The sequence below is a fragment of the Salegentibacter haimaensis genome (assembly GCF_054121495.1).
This window is the reverse complement of sequence record NZ_JBSYGH010000022.1, coordinates 1-21022: the sequence shown is the minus strand read 5'-3', so window position 1 is coordinate 21022 and position 21022 is coordinate 1. Positions and strand designations below refer to the sequence as shown.

23 protein-coding genes are annotated in these 21022 nt (G+C 41.1%); 17 read left to right on the top strand and 6 right to left on the bottom strand.

The features are described from left to right. Window positions 1–77 precede the first annotated feature (77 nt). Both ACW6QP_RS14740 and ACW6QP_RS14735 read right to left on the bottom strand, forming a co-directional pair. A complete protein-coding gene (locus ACW6QP_RS14740) occupies window positions 78–1388 on the bottom strand; it encodes an ABC1 kinase family protein (protein ID WP_457911641.1) in 1311 nt (436 codons plus the stop codon). Next, a complete protein-coding gene (locus ACW6QP_RS14735; RefSeq protein ID WP_457911640.1) occupies window positions 1389–2060 on the bottom strand; it encodes a TetR family transcriptional regulator C-terminal domain-containing protein in 672 nt (223 codons plus the stop codon). It lies immediately after the preceding gene. Window positions 2061–2280: 220 nt separating this feature from the next. Between ACW6QP_RS14735 and htpG the strand changes: the two genes are divergently transcribed. Further along, the gene (gene htpG / locus ACW6QP_RS14730) at window positions 2281–4170 is read left to right on the top strand and encodes a molecular chaperone HtpG (RefSeq protein WP_457911639.1); all 1890 of its coding nucleotides are present in this window, start codon (window positions 2281–2283) and stop codon (window positions 4168–4170) included. A 59-nt stretch (window positions 4171–4229) separates the two neighbouring features. Here the strand turns inward: htpG and ACW6QP_RS14725 are convergent, their stop codons facing one another. Next, complete coding sequence (locus ACW6QP_RS14725; RefSeq protein ID WP_457911638.1) at window positions 4230–6431, bottom strand: response regulator; 2202 nt, start codon at window positions 6429–6431, stop codon at window positions 4230–4232. A gap of 227 nt (window positions 6432–6658) precedes the next feature. Between ACW6QP_RS14725 and ACW6QP_RS14720 the strand changes: the two genes are divergently transcribed. Both ACW6QP_RS14720 and ACW6QP_RS14715 read left to right on the top strand, forming a co-directional pair. Further along, window positions 6659–7018, top strand: coding sequence for a DoxX family protein (locus ACW6QP_RS14720; protein ID WP_457911637.1), 360 nt, complete (start codon window positions 6659–6661; stop codon window positions 7016–7018). Between the two features lies 1 nt (window position 7019). Beyond that, window positions 7020–7604, top strand: a complete 585-nt coding sequence (locus tag ACW6QP_RS14715) for an alpha-ketoglutarate-dependent dioxygenase AlkB family protein (RefSeq protein WP_457911636.1) — start codon at window positions 7020–7022, stop codon at window positions 7602–7604. Window positions 7605–7607: 3 nt separating this feature from the next. On the opposite strand, the gene ACW6QP_RS14710 is transcribed toward ACW6QP_RS14715, so the two are convergent. Next, complete coding sequence (locus ACW6QP_RS14710; protein ID WP_457911635.1) at window positions 7608–8393, bottom strand: S1/P1 nuclease; 786 nt, start codon at window positions 8391–8393, stop codon at window positions 7608–7610. A gap of 118 nt (window positions 8394–8511) precedes the next feature. On the opposite strand from ACW6QP_RS14710, the gene ACW6QP_RS14705 reads away from it, so the two are divergent. From ACW6QP_RS14705 to ACW6QP_RS14645, 13 genes are all read left to right on the top strand, one after another. Further along, a complete protein-coding gene (locus ACW6QP_RS14705; RefSeq protein WP_457911634.1) occupies window positions 8512–9372 on the top strand; it encodes an SPFH domain-containing protein in 861 nt (286 codons plus the stop codon). Between the two features lies 1 nt (window position 9373). Next, complete coding sequence (locus tag ACW6QP_RS14700; RefSeq protein WP_457911633.1) at window positions 9374–9871, top strand: hypothetical protein; 498 nt, start codon at window positions 9374–9376, stop codon at window positions 9869–9871. A gap of 61 nt (window positions 9872–9932) precedes the next feature. Next, entirely contained in the window at window positions 9933–10871 is a 939-nt protein-coding gene (locus ACW6QP_RS14695) for an alpha/beta hydrolase (protein WP_457911632.1), read from the top strand. Between the two features lie 2 nt (window positions 10872–10873). Then, window positions 10874–11029 (top strand): Arc family DNA binding domain-containing protein, encoded by a 156-nt coding sequence (locus tag ACW6QP_RS14690; protein WP_457911631.1) that lies wholly within the window; start codon window positions 10874–10876, stop codon window positions 11027–11029. Window positions 11030–11086: 57 nt separating this feature from the next. After that, window positions 11087–11896: an HAD family hydrolase gene (locus ACW6QP_RS14685; RefSeq protein WP_457911630.1), complete on the top strand. Its 810-nt coding sequence runs from the start codon at window positions 11087–11089 to the stop codon at window positions 11894–11896. A gap of 118 nt (window positions 11897–12014) precedes the next feature. Further along, window positions 12015–13280 (top strand): DUF819 family protein, encoded by a 1266-nt coding sequence (locus ACW6QP_RS14680; protein WP_457911629.1) that lies wholly within the window; start codon window positions 12015–12017, stop codon window positions 13278–13280. Between the two features lie 123 nt (window positions 13281–13403). Continuing rightward, the gene (locus tag ACW6QP_RS14675; RefSeq protein WP_457911628.1) at window positions 13404–14150 is read left to right on the top strand and encodes a DUF4369 domain-containing protein; all 747 of its coding nucleotides are present in this window, start codon (window positions 13404–13406) and stop codon (window positions 14148–14150) included. Between the two features lie 113 nt (window positions 14151–14263). After that, window positions 14264–14809 (top strand): hypothetical protein, encoded by a 546-nt coding sequence (locus tag ACW6QP_RS14670; RefSeq protein ID WP_457911627.1) that lies wholly within the window; start codon window positions 14264–14266, stop codon window positions 14807–14809. A 99-nt stretch (window positions 14810–14908) separates the two neighbouring features. Then, window positions 14909–15817 (top strand): DUF6263 family protein, encoded by a 909-nt coding sequence (locus ACW6QP_RS14665; RefSeq protein ID WP_457911626.1) that lies wholly within the window; start codon window positions 14909–14911, stop codon window positions 15815–15817. Between the two features lie 340 nt (window positions 15818–16157). Continuing rightward, window positions 16158–16286: a hypothetical protein gene (locus ACW6QP_RS14660; RefSeq protein WP_457911625.1), complete on the top strand. Its 129-nt coding sequence runs from the start codon at window positions 16158–16160 to the stop codon at window positions 16284–16286. Window positions 16287–16406: 120 nt separating this feature from the next. Beyond that, complete coding sequence (locus tag ACW6QP_RS14655) at window positions 16407–16865, top strand: SRPBCC domain-containing protein (RefSeq protein ID WP_457911624.1); 459 nt, start codon at window positions 16407–16409, stop codon at window positions 16863–16865. A gap of 4 nt (window positions 16866–16869) precedes the next feature. Continuing rightward, window positions 16870–18240 carry a short-chain fatty acid transporter gene (locus ACW6QP_RS14650; RefSeq protein ID WP_457911623.1) on the top strand — a complete coding sequence of 457 codons (1371 nt, stop codon included), beginning with the start codon at window positions 16870–16872 and terminating at the stop codon, window positions 18238–18240. A 33-nt stretch (window positions 18241–18273) separates the two neighbouring features. Then, window positions 18274–18732 (top strand): hemerythrin domain-containing protein, encoded by a 459-nt coding sequence (locus ACW6QP_RS14645; RefSeq protein WP_457911622.1) that lies wholly within the window; start codon window positions 18274–18276, stop codon window positions 18730–18732. A gap of 132 nt (window positions 18733–18864) precedes the next feature. On the opposite strand, the gene ACW6QP_RS14640 is transcribed toward ACW6QP_RS14645, so the two are convergent. Further along, window positions 18865–19023 carry a hypothetical protein gene (locus ACW6QP_RS14640; RefSeq protein ID WP_457911621.1) on the bottom strand — a complete coding sequence of 53 codons (159 nt, stop codon included), beginning with the start codon at window positions 19021–19023 and terminating at the stop codon, window positions 18865–18867. Window positions 19024–19151: 128 nt separating this feature from the next. Then, window positions 19152–19892, bottom strand: coding sequence for a sterol desaturase family protein (locus tag ACW6QP_RS14635; protein WP_457911620.1), 741 nt, complete (start codon window positions 19890–19892; stop codon window positions 19152–19154). Between the two features lie 314 nt (window positions 19893–20206). Between ACW6QP_RS14635 and ACW6QP_RS14630 the strand changes: the two genes are divergently transcribed. Continuing rightward, a complete protein-coding gene (locus ACW6QP_RS14630; protein ID WP_457911619.1) occupies window positions 20207–20923 on the top strand; it encodes an energy transducer TonB in 717 nt (238 codons plus the stop codon). Window positions 20924–21022 lie beyond the last annotated feature (99 nt).

The window sequence follows — 21022 nt, the reverse complement described above, 5'->3', positions numbered from 1 at the left end:
TTTTTATTACAGAGAAAGCCTGACTGCATTAGGGCAACCAGGCTTTCTCACAACCTAACCAATAAATAAACCTACAATTATGACAGATAATCGCGAAACTTATTAATCTTCACTTCTGCCTTTAAATCGTGCAGAAGGTTATATAGTCCAAAAAATGTGCGGTTAATGTAAAGGAAGTGCTTGCTCCCTCTGTTTCCGTTCATTTTTCTCAATTCGGTATCCTTGCTGTATTTCTCGCTCAATTCTGTAATTGAACTCCAGAAATTTTCATCGGCAAAATCGAAACTCTCCCCGTGAAACGGACTGGTGAATAAATTCAGCATTTGATAGAAGAGTTCAGAAAAATATTCAATCTCTCTTGGCGAGTCATCTTTCCTCAAAATTTCAAGTTCAAAGAGTTTTGAGTTGAAAAATTCAGGATCATTAATATTCTCTTTTTTAGCCAGTTCGAAATATGGTATATAAAAATCTTCGGGCACCTGCTTGATACAACCAAAATCTATGGCGATTAAATTCGAATCTTCATCGACCAAAAAATTTCCCGGATGCGGATCGGCGTGCACAGCCTTCAACCCGTGCATCTGGTACATATAAAAGTCCCATAATGCCTGCCCTAGCTTATTCGCTTTTTCCTGATCTTTATTCTTCCTGGCCCAATCGCTTAGGTGCTCTCCCTGCATCCAGTCCATCGTGATGATTCTCTCGCTGGATAGATCTTCATAATACTTCGGAAATTTTAAATTAGGGATATGACTACAGGCCTCAGAAATTTCCTTGCTTTGCTGTACTTCCAGTAAGTAATCGGTTTCCTCCAGCAATTTGCCCTCAACTTCCTTAAAATACTTTTCAGAATCTTTTCCCTGAAGATTAAACATCCTTACGGCAATTGGCTTTACCATCGCCAAATCTGAACTTATACTATCGGCCACCCCGGGATATTGAATTTTCACAGCAAGTTTTTTCCCATCCTTTTCTGCCCGGTGCACCTGGCCGATACTGGCAGCATTCACACTATTACTGGTAAAGCTGTCATAAAGCTCTTCGGGATATTTCCCGTTATATTTCTTAAAAGTTTTGCGAACCAAAGGAGCCGAAAGCGGGGGCACACTAAATTGCGCCAAACTAAACTTTTCTACGTAGGCACCGGGCAACAAACTTTTTTCCATCGAAAGCATTTGCGCCACTTTAAGCGCGCTTCCTTTAAGGCTTTTTAGACCATCGTAAATATCTTCGGCATTGCTATTGTCCAGCTCATCCCTTGTGAGTTCAGGATTCAGGGCTTTCTTACCATAATATTTCAGGTAATTCCCTCCTACCTTTACCCCGGTTTGCACCAGTTTGGAGGTTCGGCCCAGCTTGCCGGTTGGTATTTTATCTATGGTTTTCATCTATGCCATTTTTTCTTTCCACAGGAATTTTCCAAAATCTATCACCCTTTCCAGTGGAGTATTATCAAATACATCAAAAACCGTGTTTACCGATTTTTCTATGGCCACATCGGTGCTTTCAAATTTGGCCGAGTTATCATCGAGCCAGAAATTGAGCAGAAACATAAGCTGTACCCAGGCAGCTTCAGAAAAAATATTTTCAGACTGCTTTAAAAGCTTCAGGCTTTTGGTTTCGTTTTCTTCCTTAATCAGCTCTGCAGCGAAATTCTTTACCTGTTTTCTTAAACCTTTAAGCTGTTCCAGGCCTTTGAGGCGGTTGCTGTGTTGTTTCAAACTTAATAACACGTAACTGCGATTGGCGGCCAGCATTTCAAAAAAGGTAAAGTAGAAGGTGAGCATCTTTTCACGATTGCTGAAATTCTGATATTCAGGGCTGCTTTCCAGAACGGTATAAGTGTGATCAAAAAAGCGCTCCCAAATTCCTTTCTGCAAACCTTCAAAACTTCCGAAAAAATTATAGAACTCTTCTTCCTTTATTTTATTTTCCTTACAGAATTTATATACACTTCTTGGAGCCTGCTCATTTTCCAAAACATAATCCATATACAATGCGATTAATTTATCCTGGTCGAGACTCTTTTTAGTGTTTGTATTTTTTTTTGTGGTATTCATAGCAATTTTTCTTTTTCAAAGATAAGTTTTGTTTAATCTTAAAAGCATAAAATTAAACAAAATGTTTGTTAAATATTTGAGGCTGAATTTTGTGCAGCATTGGCTTAGACGCAAATGTGCGGAGAAACTTACAGCGCTGTCAGTTTGTCAGCGCACTGGCAATGGTATTTTTTTTGACTAAACCAGGGTAGTAAAAATTAAAATCTAAATTTTAAAATATATGGCAACCGGAACTATTAATGTATCTGTTGAGAATATTTTCCCGCTTATCAAGAAATTTCTTTACAGTGACCACGAAATCTTTTTAAGAGAATTGATTTCTAACGCGACCGATGCAACCCTTAAGCTCAAGCACCTTACCGATATTGGAGAGGCCGGCGGAGTGGAATATGGCAATCCTAAAATCGAGGTGAAGATCGACAAAGAGAACAAAACCCTTCATGTTATAGACCAGGGAATTGGAATGACCAGGGAAGAAGTTGAGAAATACATCAACGAAGTAGCCTTTTCGGGTGCCGAAGAATTCCTTGAAAAGTATAAGGATTCTGCCAAAGACAGCGGAATTATTGGCCATTTTGGGCTTGGTTTCTATTCTGCCTTTATGGTAGCTAACAAAGTAGAGATCATCACCAAATCTTACAAAGACGAGCCTGCAGCTCACTGGGTTTGTGAAGGAACCACTCAATTTACCTTAGAAGAAGCCGACAAACAGGAGCGCGGCACCGAGATCATACTTCATATCAATGAGGATGATAAGGAATTTTTAGAGGAAGGTCGCATTCGCGAGTTACTTACCAAGTACAATAAATTTATGCCTATTCCGATTAAATTCGGAACCAGGGAAGAATCGCTTCCGCTGCCTGAAGACGCTGCGGAAGATGCCAAACCGGAGACCAAAACCGTAGATGATATTATCAACAACCCAAATCCGGCCTGGACCAAGCAGCCCAATGAACTGGAAGATAAGGATTATAAGGATTTTTACCGCGAATTGTACCCAATGCAGTTCGAGGAGCCGCTTTTCCACATTCACCTTAATGTAGATTATCCCTTCAACCTTACCGGAATTCTCTATTTCCCGAAATTGACCGGGAATATGGATATTCAGCGGGATAAGATTCAGCTTTACCAAAACCAGGTTTTTGTAACCGATAATGTAGAAGGAATCGTACCCGAGTTTTTAACCATGCTTCGCGGGGTTATAGATTCACCAGACATACCTTTAAACGTTTCCCGTTCTTACCTGCAGGCCGATAGCAATGTAAAGAAAATCTCCAGCTATATTAGCCGAAAGGTGGCCGATAAGCTGAAATCTCTTTTCAATAATAACCGTGAAGATTTCGAACAAAAATGGAATGATATCAAGGTAGTTATTGAATACGGAATGCTTTCTGAAGATAAGTTCTTCAAAAAAGCCCAGGATTTCGCTCTTTACCCAAGTGTAGACGATAAGTTTTACACCTACACCGAACTGGAAGAAAAGATTAAGGAAAACCAAACCGATAAAGACGGGAATATGGTGATCTTATATGCTTCCAATAAAGATGAGCAACATTCATACATCGAAGCCGCCAAAGCAAAAGGATACGAGGTTTTATTGCTGGATTCTCCAATTGTATCGCATTTGCTACAGAAGCTGGAAAGTGAAAAAGAAAAAATCTCTTTCGCTCGTGTAGATGCAGACCACGTAGACAATCTGATTAAGAAAGACGATGAGAAAATTTCAAAACTTTCTGACGAGGAAAAAGAGAAATTGAAGAAAGATTTTGAAACCGTAGTTCCAAAAGAGAAGTATACTGTTCAACTGGAAGCAATGGATAGCGACGCGGCACCGCTAATGATCACTCAACCCGAATTTATGCGACGTATGAAAGAGATGCAGCAAACCGGGGGTGGCGGAATGTTTGGAATGGGGAATATGCCAGAAATGTATAACCTGGTGGTGAATACCAACCACCCGTTGATTTCAGAAATTCTAAACACAAAAACTGCCAAGAAACAGGAGCGTTTGATCAAGCAGTCGCTGGATCTTGCCAGGCTTTCTCAGAACCTTCTAAAAGGTGAAGAGCTTACAGCCTTTATAAAGCGTAGCTTTGAGATGGTGAAGTAGGAATTAGAATAATTAAATGAAAATCCGCTTTCGGTAATGAAGGCGGATTTTTTTATGCTTTAATTTTCTTCGGTCTGTACCAGGTGTAGATTGAGATTTCGATATACAATCTGATAAAATTGCTGCACATCGTAGGGTTTTACGATGATATCGTTCATCCCGGCGCGGTAGATTTTATCGCGTATTTCATCGATTTCTACAGCGGTTAAAGCCACTACCGGAACTTCTTCATTGAACTCCCGAATTTTACGGGTAGCCTCCAGGCCACTGATTCCCGGCATATTAACATCCATTAAAATAAGATCGAATGCCCGGTCACGGGCTTTTTCTATGGCTTCCAACCCATCTTTTGCCACATGGCAGTTAAAATTTTGTTTTTCTAAAATGCGGCAGGTCACTACCTGGTTAATACGGTTATCATCAACTATCAGGATATTTTTAGCCGATTCTACACCTTCGGTGACTAACTGCTCATTGAAAAGATCGGGCATTTGTGGAGATCTATCTACTTTAAAATCTATGTTGAAATAGAATTTTGAGCCTTCCCCTTCTTCACTTTCCAAATGAATTTCTGAATTAAATAATTCCAGCAATTTCTTTACAATAGGAAGCCCGAGACCGGTACCCTGGTAATTGTAATTTGCCGACCTAAGTTGAGAAAATTCTTCGAAAATCACTTTTTGCTTGGACTCCGGAATTCCCAGGCCATCATCTTTAACCTCAAAATATATTTGAGCCTTATTTTCGGAATGATCAATCAATTTGGCCGTGATAGAGATATTGCCACGTTCGGTGAATTTCATGGCGTTACCCACCAAATTCATAAGTACCTGGGAAAGGCGTACCTTATCCCCAATTAAGTATTGTGGGATTGCATCATCTATCTGAAAATGCAACTCATTTTTATTCTGAATTCTGCTAAATTCAAAGGTATTTACAATGCTTAAAATCAACTCCCTGATATCAAAACTCATCTTCTCCAGCTTCACCAGGTTAGACTCCATCTTATTCATTTGAAGTACATCGTTGATCAGAGCCAGCAAATAATCGGCTGAAAATTTAAGGGATTTCAGATCATTTTTGTGTGAGGCCAGGCTTTCATCTTCCATAAGCAGGGTGGTTAAACCCACCACCCCATAAAGCGGGGTTCGCAGTTCGTGGCTAACCGTAGAGAAAAACCTGGTTTTTAATACCGATAATTTTTCGGCCTGTTCCTTTGCTTCCAGCAATTGCTGATTTTTCTCCTTTAGTTCCCTGATTAATTTTTTTCTGTCGCGGTTTATTTTATTCAACGCGATCAAAATTACCAGTAAGACCAGCGAAGAGATAAGCATTAAGATAAGTACCTCATTAGACTTACGAATCATTCGATCCTGATAAACCTGTTCATTTTTGGCGATCTCAAGGTTCTTTTGATATTCATTCAGGTCAAACCTGGCGTTTGCCGCTTCGATTTGTTCCAGCCTGTCTTTTTCAAAAATCTGAGAGTTATAATCATTGTGCTTTTCAAGGGTAGTATAGGCTTCCTCAAACTGTCCCTCGTTAAACAACAATTCAGCAAAATTTTTAGAAACTTCTGAAGCCTGCAAAATTAAACTATCGGCTTCAGCTAAATACAGCGCCTCCCGATAATAGGTTTTCGCAGAATCCTGCAGTTGTTTTTTATCAAAATAGCGCCCCAGGAGCATATACAAGTTCGAACGCACGTAATTATCTTCTTTTTCACCAAGCATCTCAAGCGATTCTTCCAAATAAGGAAAGGCCATATCGTACTTTCCATTATCGAGATATGTCCAGGCAATATTGATCATGGAAAAAAGGCCTTCTTCGGGGAGATTTAATTTTTCAGCCAATGCAATCCCGCGATTGTAATATGCGATCCCCCTATCGGCAGTTGCGGGGACTTCAGAATAAATATTTCCTAAATTATTATAGGCAGTGATTAGAAGGGTGTCGTTGCCTGTATTTTCGGCAAATTCAAGAGCTAGCACATAATTTCGACGGGCCCGGGCAGTATCCTGTATATCCACATAGGCATTTCCTAAAATATTATGCCCAAGAAACTGGTAATAATCGTCATTTCTCTTTTTAGCCTCTTCAATAAGTTTTATGCCCCCTTCAATGCTTTGCAGGTAGTTATACTTCCCCAGGTAATCGGCAGTTTGCTCGTGCAAGGCCTTTAGACTATCCTTTCCCTGCTGGGGAAAACAGTAGGTAACGAATATGAGAAAGCTAAGCAGAAATACTGTAATTTTCCTCAATGCAGTTCTTATTTAAGTTAGTAGGATAGGGCGCTGAAAGTTAGTTTAAAACTTAATAATCACCAAAACATTTGTTAATTTGTAAGTAAAAACTCACATTTATTTGGAATTTATCAGCTTATGCAAGACTTTGACAATCAATTCTCTACTTAAGTTTTGAAGTAGAGTTTTATGAATATGAATTGGGGTACATTCAAATAACTTCATAAAAATTCTATCTTTAAAATATGGAGTATCCCTGGCATCTTTATCTTATGGCGGCGATGTATATTTTCGCAGGCCTCATGCATTTTCTAAAACCCCGATTATATATGCGCATTATGCCGCGATATTTACCGGCGCATAAAACTTTGGTCTACTTAAGCGGCCTGGCAGAAATCATTTTAGGGATAGCACTTTGTTTCCCGGAAACCAAGAACCTGGCTATTTACGGGATTATTCTAATGCTTTCTATATTTCTGCTGGTGCATTTTTATATGCTTTCTTCAGAAAAAGCTGGAGCAGGGATGCCTAAATGGGCGTTGATACTTCGTGTTCCGCTGCAGTTCTTTCTTATGTGGTGGGCCTGGTTCTATATTGAGCTGTAATATGGAGTTTGAAAAACTTAGTTTCCCGGAAGCCGAATTATTGCTTGCCCCGCAATTTCTTGAATTGAAAGATGCCGATGCCTTGTTTGAGTATTTTCAAAAACATATCGCCTGGGAGCAACTTGAAATTAAAATCTTCGGAAAGCTTTTACCTCAGCCAAGATTATCGGCCTTTTATGCTTCGCAAGGGGTGAATTATGCCTACTCAGGACTTAAACTAAAACCCCGGCCTTTCGATAAAAACCTGGAAGCTCTTAAAACCAGGATTGAGGAGGCCACCGGGTATAACTTCAATTCCTGTTTGGCAAATCTTTACCGCGATGGAAAAGACTCTATGGGCTGGCACGCCGACGATGAAAAGGAATTGGGAAAAAATCCCGTGATTGCTTCCCTAAGCCTGGGTGCAGTGAGAAATTTTCAGATGAAGCACAAGACCAGGGCTTTAAAACACAAAATCGATCTGCAACATGGCAGTTTGCTCGTAATGCAGGGAGAAATGCAGCATTATTGGAAACATCAATTGCCAAAAACAGCCAGGGATATTGGTCCAAGGATAAATCTTACCTTCAGAAATATTATCAACTAAGCTCTAGCGATAAATATCGTTGAGCAGTTTGGCCAAACGTATTCCTCCTTTTTGAAGTTGTGTGCGCACAGTTGGAAACCATTTGTACATATATTCATAACCCAGTTTCTCCCCAATTTCAACTGAAGCATATAATTCATCGGCCATTTCCCGGGATTCATAAACCCAATCCAGTAACTCGCCGGCTTCCAGGGCCTTTATTTCGTTACGGCTTAGCTTATCACGGTTTTCGGTTAATTCGGTATAGCTCATCTGGTAAGAATCTATCATCTGGCTATCCCAAACCCTGTGAATATTTGAACCTTCTCCAAACCATCTTACCTGTATATCATTTCCGCCTTTATCGGCACTACGACCTACGTGGAAGGGCTGATGCAAATCGCCCAGCCAATGCACCAGCATTTTGAGGTGAAATTGCTTTTCTTCCCGGCTGCTGTTTTTATCTTTCAAAACCTCAACAGCTTTTTCAATGGCCTGTACCAAATCACCTCCCTTATAGGCTTCGGCCCGGTCATATTCGGTTTTATCGGGATCGATATTTACATAATGCCAGGGACCGTATTTTCTGTAATCGGGGTCGCTTTTTATATCGTCGGCAAAATTGGCCACATAAGCCAGGCTATGGCCATCTAGTAGATCTGCAATGGCTTTCTTAGCTTTATTGCTTAAATGTTGCTGGGCAATCTCTCCGGTGGTTCGGTGCCCGGTTTTTCCCCAATCTTCTCCCAGATTGCTCGCCTGTACATTTCCAATTAGCAGAATAAATACTACAATCAACAGATTTTTCATAGCCTACATTTATTTGGCGCAAAGGTAAACAAATCAATTTTTTACTAAAGCAAGCAGAACTCAATTTAATTTTATATATTTATGATATCATTTTAATATCAACCAACTCTTTTAAATTATGACACAGGAAAAACACCTCAGCCCTTCAAATGGTTATGTAATGCTATTTGTAGCCTTGTTTGTTCTCCTCCTGGGAGGAGCAGGCTTAATTGCCATGAAAAATCCATTTTTCCTATTAATCCTGCTTTTTGGTTTGTTCCTGTTGCCCGGATTTATTCTGGTAAACCCCAATGAATCGAAGGTTTTATTGTTATTCGGAGATTATAAAGGCACCGTGGTAAAAAACGGTTTATTTTGGGTTAATCCATTTTACACCAAAAACAAAATTTCCCTTCGTGCCCGCAACTTCGATTCAGAACGGCTTAAGGTTAATGACAAACTTGGAAACCCGGTTATGATTAGCACCATCCTGGTTTGGCGCGTGATGGACACCTATAAGGCTTCATTCGATGTGAACAATTTTGAAAATTTTGTAGTGGTACAAACCGATGCTGCCGTGAGAAAACTGGCCAGCCTCTATCCTTATGATAATTTTGCCGATGAAGGTTTGGAGGAAGAAATCACCCTGCGTTCAAGCGTAAATGAAGTTAGTGAAGCCCTTGAAAAGGAACTGGAAGAACGACTGAATATCGCGGGTATCGAAGTTCTCGAAGCCCGAATTGGGTACCTGGCTTACGCCAACGAAATCGCCAGTGCCATGCTTAAACGTCAACAGGCCACCGCAATCGTCGCGGCCAGGCACAAAATAGTAGAAGGGGCAGTGAGTATGGTTGAGATGGCTTTACATCAATTAAACGAAAAAGACCTGGTAGACCTAGACGCTGAACGCCGTGCAGCTATGGTTAGCAATTTGATGGTGGTGTTATGCAGTGATAAAGATGCCACCCCGGTGGTCAACGCCGGAACTTTAAATCATTAGAATGAGAATTTTTGAAGAAAGTCAGTCTTTTAGACAATGGTGGTTATTTTTAGGGCTGGGCCTGGTCTTAACCGGTTTAACGGTTGCATTATTCAGGGAGCAAACCGATTTACAGGAACTCGAAAGCACCGGCCTGTTATTGATCGCTATTCCGTTGGTGGTGGTGATAAGCATTTTGTTGTTTTCTATGAAACTGCATACCCATATAGATAAGGCGGGCATCAGTGTTCGCTGGAAGCCGGTTGGTATTCTAAACAAGCATTTTCGCTGGGATGATATGGAAGAATGTTATGTTCGCACCTACTCACCTATTCGGGAATATGGAGGTTGGGGCCTTAGAGGCAGTTCAAAAAACCGGGCCTGGAACGTTTCGGGAAATTCAGGCATTCAAATTGTAATGAAGTCGGGGAAGAGATTTTTAATTGGTACCCACGAACCCGAATCGGCAAAAAAAGTGATCAGCCGGTATTTTCCGCGAATGCGGGATGAGGCTCTTTAGGAAACTCCTTCAAAAACCCCAGAGGCAGGCTTTGTAAACTTGCATTAAAACATTCAGAAAAATGAAAAAACTACTCCTCATATTATTTTTAAGTTCAGGTTTTCTCTCAGCCCAGGAGAGCTCATTCCGGGAACAGGAGCTGAAAATCGACAAATTCACCACCGGTACTTTAAATGTGCCTACCGGGATTGAGAATCCGCCGCTGCTCATCTTTATTCAGGGTTCCGGCCCAACCGACCGCAATGGGAATCAGCCTATGATGAAAAGCAATTTTGCTAAAAAAATCGCTCACGAATTAGCCGAAAATCAAATTGCCAGCTTCAGGTTCGACAAGCGGATTTTTAAAATGGACGAGCTCAAAATCAAGGAAAAGGATTTGAGGTTTCAGCATTTCGTGGAAGATGTTGAGCAAATTCTTGAATATTTTACTACTGAAGGAAACTTCAGCAAGATCATCGTTGCCGGGCATAGCGAAGGTTCCCTTATCGGGATGATGGCAGCGAAAAACCGTGCCGATGCCTTTATTTCTCTGGCCGGTGCCGGGCGTAGTATCGACAGCATTATTGTAGACCAGATCGGGAAACAGGCCCCAGGTTTGCAGGATAATACCCGCCAGGCAATGGCCGAATTAAGAGAGAAAGGCAGTACCGAAAATTATCATCCTATGCTGGCCTCTTTATTCAGGCCATCGGTACAGCCTTATATGCACTCCTGGATTCAGCTTAATCCTGCTGAAGAACTTAAAAAACTGGAAATCCCTGTGCTTATCATTCAGGGAACGGCCGATGTGCAGGTAGAAACTTCAGAAGCAGAAATTTTGCATCGCGCAAAACCCGAAGCCAATCTCATTTTAATGGAACAAATGAATCATATCTTCAGAAAAATTGAAGGAAATGATGATTTAGTGAACACAAAATCCTATAATGAACCTAACCGGCCGCTGCATCCTGATCTTATCCCGGCCCTGGTGAATTTTATACAATCTATTGAAGTTGAATAAACATGTCTAAAAAAGCTTTTGCCTTACGCATAGATGAAGAGCTGCTCAAAGCGGTTGAGAAGTGGGCTGCCGATGAATTTCGCAGTACCAACGGCCAAATTGAGTGGATGCTTGACCGCGCCTTAAAGGAAGCCAAACGACACCCAAAGAAAAAGTAATAAGGAAATAGTAAGTTTGCAAGCTCAAAGCCGAACCAATTCTACAAAAAAGCCATTATGCCATATAAGATTATATTTTCAGATATCGACGGGACTTTATTGAATGCTGAGAGGGATCTTTCTCCCCTAACCATAGAAACCATTAAACATCTGAAAGAAAAATTACCGGTGGTGCTTATTTCGGCCAGGATGCCTGCTGCGATGAGACACCTCCAGGAAAAACTGGAAATTAGCCACGAACCTATTATCGCCTATAACGGCGGATTAATTCTTGTTGATGGCCAAAGCATAAGCTCTACCGAAATTCCATTTAACATTCTGGAGAGCCTGGCAAATTTTAATAAAAATACCGATGCGCATTTAAGCCTTTATCATAACGACGAGTGGTATGTGCCGCAAAATGATTTTTGGGCTCAAAGAGAGGAAAATAATACCAAAATCGCCCCTCAACTAAAAGCAAATTCAGAAGTTTTGGAGAAATGGGATAGCGAGGATAAAAGCGCTCACAAGATAATGGCGATGGGAGATGCCGAAAAAATTGACCAGATACGAGATTTTCTCTCTTCTGAATTTCCCGGCCAGCTGCATCTTTATCGCAGCAAAGACACCTACCTGGAAATCGCCAATTCAAAAATCTCCAAATTCACCGCGATCGAAGAACTACTTCAAAAACATTATAACTGCGAGGCCAAAGACTGCGTGGCTTTTGGCGATAACTACAACGATGTGGAAATGATTAAAGGCGTGGGTATGGGCGTAGCCGTGGGTAACGCCAGACCAGAAGTGCTCGAGGTAGCCAATAAAGTTACCGCTCATGGTAAGGAAGACGGGGTGGCCACTTCGCTTCGGGAATTGTTCCGGCTTTAATTCAATTTTTTTATGGGTCTTAAAATTTGAGATTTCGCCGGGTTGTTCTTCAATTCCGGCTTTTGCTTTAAGAAGAGTTTAAGAAAAATTGTATTTTGCCGCGGCAAGAAATCTACTTATGGAAAACGAACCGCTTTTTACCAACGACGCCATTGTTTTTGGACTTTTAATGCTCGCCCTGGGCTTTGTATTCTACACCTCTTCTAAAAAAGAAGGCTTTTGGAAAAAATTCTACTCTGTAGTACCGGCGCTTTTAATGTGTTATTTGCTGCCGGCTATTTTCAATTCGCTGGGATTGATAGACGATGGCACCTCCCAATTATACTATGTAGCCAGCCGCTATTTATTACCAGCCGCCCTGGTTTTAATGACCCTGAGCATAGACTTAAAAGCGATTTTTAATCTTGGGCCCAAGGCCCTTATCATGTTTTTTGCAGGAACCTTCGGAATTATTATCGGGGGACCTGTAGCTATTCTCATAGTTTCGGCTATTTCTCCTGAAACCGTTGGTGGCGTGGGCCCAGATGCGATTTGGAGAGGCCTTTCTACTATCGCCGGAAGCTGGATTGGTGGTGGCGCCAACCAGGCCGCAATGCTTGAAATCTATGAATACAACCCCGATCTTTATGGCGGAATGGTTCTGGTAGATATCGTGGTGGCCAACCTGCTTATGGCGGGCTTACTTATGGGGATTGGAAAAACCGATAAAATCGATGCCTGGTTAAAGGCCGATGATTCTGCCATTAGAGAATTACGTGAAAAAGTATCGAATTATGCCGCCAGCGTTACGCGCAACCCGGGGCTTCCCGATTATATCATTATGCTCTCCCTGGCCTTTGTAGCCGTGGGGCTTGCTCACTGGGGCGCAGGAGCGATGTCCAGCTTCCTGTCTGAAAATTTTGAAGTATTTACCGATACCAAAAGTGCTTTAAGCTCTTTTTCTTCTGAATTTTTCTGGATGATCACCATAGCCACTGCTATTGGAATCGCTTTATCTTTTACCCGAATGAAGTCTTACGAGGGTGCCGGCGCCAGCAAACTGGGGAGTATTTTCATCTATATCCTGGTAGCTACCATCGGGATGAAAATGGATCTCACTATGGTTTTCGACAATCCGGGATTGATTGGAATTGGACTCATCTGGATGCTTTTCCATATCATCTTTTTATTCGTTATCGCAAAACTCATCAAAGCTCCCTATTTCTTTCTTGCTGTGGGCAGCCAGGCGAATGTGGGAGGAGCCGCCTCGGCTCCTGTGGTCGCAGCCGCTTTTCACCCTTCCTTAGCCACAGTTGGCGTTTTGCTGGCGGTTTTCGGATATGTGGTAGGCACCTATGGCGCCATTTTGACAACTATTTTGATGCAAATGGCTTCCGGAGCTTAAATTTTAAAGTCAATTTCAGGATTAAAAAACAGCACGAATTTTGTTAAGACTTTAAAGCCTCCCAACTAAGAAATAATCAAAAATTATAAGATATTTGTGCTCCTAAAAATCCCCGTTTTCAAAATGAAAAAAATAAGTTTCCTGTTTTTAATAATTCTAACAATTGCCGCCTGTTCCAGGCAAAAGGAGTCTAATCTTTTTGTGAATGCTGAAGTAAAGGGCCTTAAAAAGGGTACCCTTTTTCTTCAAAAAATCGAAGATACCTCTTTGGTAAATCTCGATTCGGTTGTGGTAAATGGCAATTCGAAAGTAGTTTTGGAAACTTATTTGGAGAGTCCCGAGATGCTGTATCTATATCTCGAAAAAGTAGACAATAACGATTATGATGATCGTATTGGTTTTTTTGCCGATGAAGGGGAGGTGAGCATAATTACCAATTTAGAGAAATTTGAAAGTGAAGCCAAAATCGTAGGTTCCAGAAATCAGGAAAAACTGGCCGAATATCAAAAAATGATGCAGCGTTTTAACGACAGCAACCTCGATATCATTAAAGAAAATTTTGAAGCCCAGCAGGCCGGTGACGATGATAAACTACTGGAATTAGACCAGCGTTATGAAAAGCTGCTAAAGCGCAGGTATTTATATACCGTGAATTATGCCATTAACAATAAAGACCTTGAAATTGCCCCTTATCTGGCACTTTCAGAAGTATTTGATGCCAATATTAAATATCTGGATACTATCTACACCTCATTAGAGCCACAGGTGAAAAAATCTAAATACGGGAAGGCCCTGGAGGAGTTTATTGAAGAGCGCAAAAAAGAGGAAGAAGAGCTGGCTCAATTAGACGATGCTGAAGTTCAGGAATAAAATATTTGAATAACAATACTACAATCCCTGCCGCGAGGCGGGGATTTTTTTTGAGCAAAACAGAATATTTCATTCAAATTTGTTAATTTACCCGGGAATCCATAAGCCCAGTTTTGAAAAATTTCTACAAGATTTGCGTCAATCAATTTCTGCTTAGTTATATCATTTTCCTTTTAATCGGCTTGGGATTCAATTTGTTCAATCTGGAGGAGCTTAATGATAGTCTCTTCACCGCACTTATTCTTTCTTCGATCTTTACGGTTTTTGATTGTTACCAACTTTATAAAAAACTCAAAGGCTGGGGAGTATCCCCGCTCAAAAAAGACTTAAGCCTCTCGCGCAGTTTAAAAATGCATTCAGAAATAAGTCTTTCTGAAATCGAAGAACGCATTGCTGCTCATCCAGATTTTAAGGATTTTAAAAAGATGGAAGCTGTTGAGGGTTTAAAATATTCTACCCGTGCCTGGTATCGCCGGGGAGAAACCATCGAAATAAAAGAGATACCTCAATCGGAAAAATACAACATACAAATTAAGAGCCGTCCCAATACCAAAATCTTACTAAGCGATGACGGAAAAAATATCAGGAATATTAACCGCCTCGTTTATTTGATAAGCGAAAAAAAGGTAGAAGACCAGGTTGCTGCCGCCTTTCAATAGTTCCTTAGGGGATTTTTTAGCCTATTTTAAAAAGTTTGTCCTTACTTTTCAGCCATAAGTTTATCTTTAGCTTTTAATCACTCTTTAATTAAAACAATTATGAAGAAATTGAGCAGTTTATTGCTAATGCTTTTTGTTGGGTTTGCCGCAAGCGCACAAACCCAACTCGGTTTAAACTTAAAAGAAGGAGAAACCTATAAGCAAATTACCAACTACACCTCGAAAATCAAGCAGGAAGTTATGGGCCAGAGCATCGATATGGAGATGCTGGTTTCGGGCAATATGAATTTTAAGGTGGTGGGCATTCAGGGCGATGCTTACCAGATGCAAGCTGAATATGATCAATTAAAATTATCGATGAAAATGCCGCAGATGAGTATGGAAGTTTCTTCAGAATCTGGAGCCGACGACCATCTTTCACGAATGCTGGCCGAGATGAAAAACAAGCCTTTTGATTTGGTGATGCAGAAAAATGGCCAGATTACCGAAGTAAAGAATGTAGAAAGCCTCTGGGAATCGGCATTTGGGCAGTTCGATGATATTTCTGAAGCCGAGCGGGAACAGATCAAGGCCCAGGTGATGCAGGCCTACGGTCCAGATGCGATGAAGGGCAATATCGAAATGGTATCGGCGATTTTTCCAGATGAACCTGTAAAGGAGGGAGACAGCTGGCAAATCACTACCGCTCTAAAAGCCGGGATGGCCGGAGATGTAAATTCTACCTATACTCTCGAGAGACTGGACGAGTCCGAAGCTGTGCTTCTTGGAGACGGGAAATTTAAATCGGATGCTGATAATTCGATAGAGACCAACGGAATGGAAATGACCTATGATATGGAAGGAAGTATGAATTCTCAAATCGTGATAGACCTGGAAACAGGCTGGATCAAATCGGCTAATATCGATCAGAATTTTAAAGGTATTACCAAAGTAGAACCCAGTGCTCAACTACCCCAGGGAATGGAAATCCCGATTGAGGTGATTGGCAAGATGGAAATTAAAAATTAGAACCAGAGATATTTAAGCTTATCGGTTTTAGATAAAATCCTGTTTTTCAGGATTTTTTTCGTTTTAGTTTTATGGGGTAATTTTGGACAATCCTATAAATTGAATAAAATTAAATTTCAGGCGAAGCATTTATTTTCTGAAAATTTTAGCAGGAAGCGTGTACAAATTCTGATTTTTGAGCCCGGCCTGCAAGATCGGCTCTTAATGTTAACCTAATTCAAGGGCTGCATTCAACCCTGATTTTTACCAGATTTTTAGCTTGTTTTACACTGATTTTCAGATCCCTAAAGTTTAATTTAGGAGTGCAATTAATGTATTAACCATTTTAAAATTAATGATTATGAAAAATCAGGAAAAAAAGCAGCAGCAAAAGCAGCAGGCCCAACCTCGCGGAGGTAGCCAAAACGAGAGAAACCAAAATCCCACCCGCAGGGATGAGAGAAGAAGACACGAAGAAGAAGAGGAATAAGAAAGTCTTCTGAAAAGCAAAAACCGACCGGCAGCCCCGGTCGGTTTTTTTGTATTGGGCTGTGGGGCACTATAAATATTAAAAATTAGTAACTTTCAGAACATCCAGAATGATTTTGAAATGAAACAGCTCGAAATTCACTGCCAGCTACAAATCGCTAAAACCCCGAAAGAGGTTTATGAAGCTATCATAGACCCGGAACAAATGACCAATTATTTCATCTCGAAGGCTTCGGGCAAAATGAAAGCTCATACCGAAGTTTATTGGGAATTCGAGGAATTTGAAGAAGCCTTCCCCATTCAGGTGAAAAAACTTCGGGAAGCCGAATTCATAAGTTTCACCTGGGAGATGGAAGGCCGGGAGTTGCTAATTGAGATACACCTTGAACCCAGGGAAAATAATTCCTGCCTGGTGAAGATTTCAGAAAAAGCTATGCCTAACGATCAAACCGGGATTAACTGGCTTAAAGGCAATACCGAGGGTTGGGCTAATTTCCTGGCCTGCCTTAAAGCCTGGCTAGAATATGGCATAAACCTGCGCAAAGGAGGCTTTGATTTTTTAAAAAATAAAGCCGGCTAAGCCTATGAGCATTTCAAAACAAATTGAGCATATTTTCAGAAAATTTATCCCCTCCCCTTTTAGCCTCGCCGTAATTCTTAGCCTTTTCACCCTCTTTATCGCGTTTTTCTTTACCGGCGAACAGAATGCCCAATCTGCCGTAGAAATTCTACAATTCTGGCAGGCAGGAACGTGGGATTCGGCGCTTTTGGTATTTATGGTGCAAATGATGCTTATCCTGGTACTGGGCCATATTTTAGTACTCAGTAAGCCGGTAAGCAAATTAATTTCAATTCTAATTAGGGGCATTAACAGCAACGGCAGTGCCGTGATTGTTGTATCGGTTTCTACTATGCTGGTCGCGTTTTTTAACTGGGGCCTGGGTTTGATTTTCGGGGCTATTATGGCCCGAAAGGTGGCCGAAGCCGCCCGGGAAAGAAATTTCGAGATCAACTATCCTTTAATTGGTGCAGCAGGTTATGTGGGATTAATGGTATGGCACGCCGGCATTAGCGGCAGCGCCCCGCTAAAAGCTGCTGAAAGCGGTCATTTAGCCAGCCTCTTCCCTGCGGCATCCCCTGAATTTTTGAACAGATTACCCGAAAGTATTCCTACTTCAGAAAGTATTTTTGCCAGCTGGAATCTTCTAATTTTTGGAATTTTACTTGTGCTGGTGCCTTTGTTGCTGTATTTGCTGGCAAGATTTAGTGGTACCCGGGCCGTAGAACCCGAACCTGAGAAAAAAACCAGGTTGCCCGAAAAAGTTCTTAAAGGAGCAGAAAAATTTGAGCACTCCAAACTTATATCGAGCCTATTCGCACTTCTCTTGCTGGGTGCATTTTTGGCAAGCTATTCCGAAGAGATTTTAAGCGCAAATCTAAGCCCGAATATGTTGAATTTTTTAATGTTGGGCCTGTGTATTTTACTACACCGATCCTTTTTCTCATTTCTGAAAGCTTTAGACAAGGCCATTGTAGGAGCAGCAGCCATTCTCATTCAATTTCCTCTTTATTTCGGAATTATGGGCGTGATGCGCGAAACAGGGCTGGTAAGCGATATTTCGGGATTTTTTGTGGGGATTTCTTCAGAAGTAAGTTTACCGGTTTACAGCTTTTTTAGCGCGGGTCTGGTGAACATTTTCGTTCCCAGCGGCGGGGGTCAATGGGCTGTGCAGGGCCCAATTATTCTCGAAAGCGCTTTAGAATTGGGAGTTCCGCTAAACAAGGCGGTGATGGCCCTGGCCTACGGCGACCAGATAACCAATATGCTGCAACCTTTTTGGGCCTTGCCATTGCTGGCCATAACCAGATTAAAAGCACGCGAAATCCTGCCTTACACCCTAATTTTAATGCTGCTGGGAATTTGTGTTTATGTACTCGGGCTTTTACTGATCTAATTTTTAACTTTATATGAAAATTTCACGGCTACTATGCCTACACCCATCAAACGCCATACAAGTCTGCAGCCCCTAAGCCGGGATCACCACCAGGGCCTGATTTTCGCGCTGCGCGTTTCAAAAGCGGTCAAAAAAGGTATAAAACCTCAGTGCGTAAAAGAGTATTGCCGGTGGTTTTGGGCTAATCAGCTGCAGGAGCATTTTACCATTGAAGAAAAAGTAGTGTTTCCGGTTTTGGGTACTTCACATTCGCTGGTAAAAAGAGCCCTTGAGGAGCACAGACGTATCGAAGCATTGATTTCAGAAGAAAATATAGCTTCTTCCTCCCTGCTTGAGTTGAGCAAATTGCTCGAAAATCATATACGTTTTGAAGAAAGAGAATTGTTTAATGAAATTCAGTCGCAGGCGAGCAAAACCGAACTGGAAAAAATAGAGCAGGGACACGAGCAGGAAATTTCCTGCCCAAATTATAAAGATGAATTCTGGAAATAATTTCTGAAGCGAATTTCTACATTTCTGTTGCTTCAGCTTACCACATAAAAAAACCTCCAAAAGTGATTTACTTACTTTTGGAGGTCTAAATCATAGCCTTTAGACTATGAATTTTAAAAACCGGGAGGCCGATTATTGATTAACGGGCTGTTTGATTTTAAGACCGCGTTTTCTTATTTCTGCCAGCGCAGCATCTACTGCCTGCTTCTCAAACATATTCTTTGACTTAAGGATCTCCCTCAAGGTGTCATCCTTATAACCCTTCATTAAATCCTTATAAACTTTTTCCATAATAATGAGTATTAAACCCAAACTTTGCAAAGTTCGGGCCACGGTGATTTTTTAGAAAACAGATGTTCAGCAGGTAGGGCTACCACTGAGTAGATGCAGGAAAATAAAAAAGGTTGCGTGAACAAATCTTAATTTCTTTCGGTGCCCATCCAACGGTCCCAGAAGGTGAAGTACAATCCGTAGTTTTTATTGAACTCGGCGTGATGGTAATGATGATGGGTGGCACCGATAAAATATTTCCCGGCCTTGCTGTTGAGAAAACTTTTCGGGTAAATTTCGATATCCAAATGATTGATTACGCTGCTAAGGGTCATTATCATTAAATAAAGGCCAAGCACCCCAATGTGCACCGGGATAAACAGCAATAACACGGGTAGGATTAAAGCCTCCAGCAAACTTTCCCAGGGATGAAAGGAAAAAGCCGTCCAGGGCGTGGGCGTAAGACTATCGTGGTGCACCTTGTGAACTTTCCGGTAAATTTTAGGATGATGCATCCAGCGATGCAACCAGTAATAATAGGTTTCGTGAAGCAAAAGAATTATGAGTAAACTCACCGGCAAATACCAGTAGCCGAATTTATCGGCTTCCAGATAAATCGCGGTAAGATTTTTTTGCCAGAGCCAATATAGCAGGGCCCCAAAAAAGCCAAAAATCACCGACGACCAGCCACTCCACCAAATTTCCTGTTTGAATTGTTTCCTTTTTGCCGGTCTGCGGCTAAGGCGTTGGGAATTATATTTTTCAGAATTAAAAACATAGAAATGCAGGTAAAAGGCCCCGGCCACCAGGAGATAGCGAAGCAACACTGCAAGAAAGAAGATAAATACAACGGCCAAAAACAGCGGCCAGGTGTTGATCTCGAAAAGCATAAAAGCCGGAATCTAATTCTATTTAAAATTAGAAAATTTCAACCGGATTAAGCTTTGATCTACTCCTTTATTCTGATAATTAGTTTGGAAGCTACCTTCAGAAACCCAAACATCAAAGATTTTTCTTTAAAAACAAATGATAATTCAATCTTTTGGCATTTTTATTGAGAAGTTGTTATTGAATTAAATTTCTAGTATGTATTTCGATAATCCAGGCTTAAAAGCTTGCGATTCCTGGGCTATTCCATTGGAGAAATATTTCATCCAAAACCTAACTAAACTTTCGAATCAATGTAACTCTAAACTTAAATCTTATGAAATCAAAAAAACATTCACGAGCCGATTTGCGCAGACGATCAACCCTGTTTTTTCAATTAGGACTTATAGTAGTATTACTGCTTAGTTTGTACAGTATAGAATGGAAGACCTATGCATCGGTTGAAAGTTCCAGGGAAAAGATTGCCCTGGAAAATTTTGAAGAAGAAGAGCCGCCGGTAACTGTATTTGAAGAAACCCCTCCTCCCGCCCCCACCCCTGTAATCCCAGATATTATTGAGATAGATCCCAACGACGAGGTAACCGAAGGTGAAATTGAATCTACCGAAATCGACCTGAGCGATATAGTAGAACCCGACGAGATTATCGATGCCACCACCGAAGAACCCATAGAAAGTCTTCCTTTTATTTTTCTGGAAGATGTGCCTGTATTTCCGGGTTGTGAAGATTTAAAAGACAATGAGGCAAGGAAAGAATGTATGGTTGAAAAGATTTCTCATTATATAAATCGGAATTTCAACACCGGGTTGGGGAAAGAATTAGGTTTAGAAGGTACGTATCGAATAGATGTTATGTTTGAAATCGACACCGAAGGCCTGGTGAACAACATCCAGGTACGGGCGCCACATCCCAAACTAAAAGAAGAAGCCCGACGGGTGGTAGCCTCGCTGCCGCAAATGCAACCGGGAAAACAAAGAGGAAAACCGGTTAATGTGAGTTATTCAATTCCTATAATTTTTAAGGTAGCCCAATAGAATTAAACCAATCATCCTTTAGGGAGGCTGTCTGAAAAGGCAGTCTCTTTTTTATTGGAAATAATTCAGGATAGTATTATTTTCATGGTATGAAAGCTA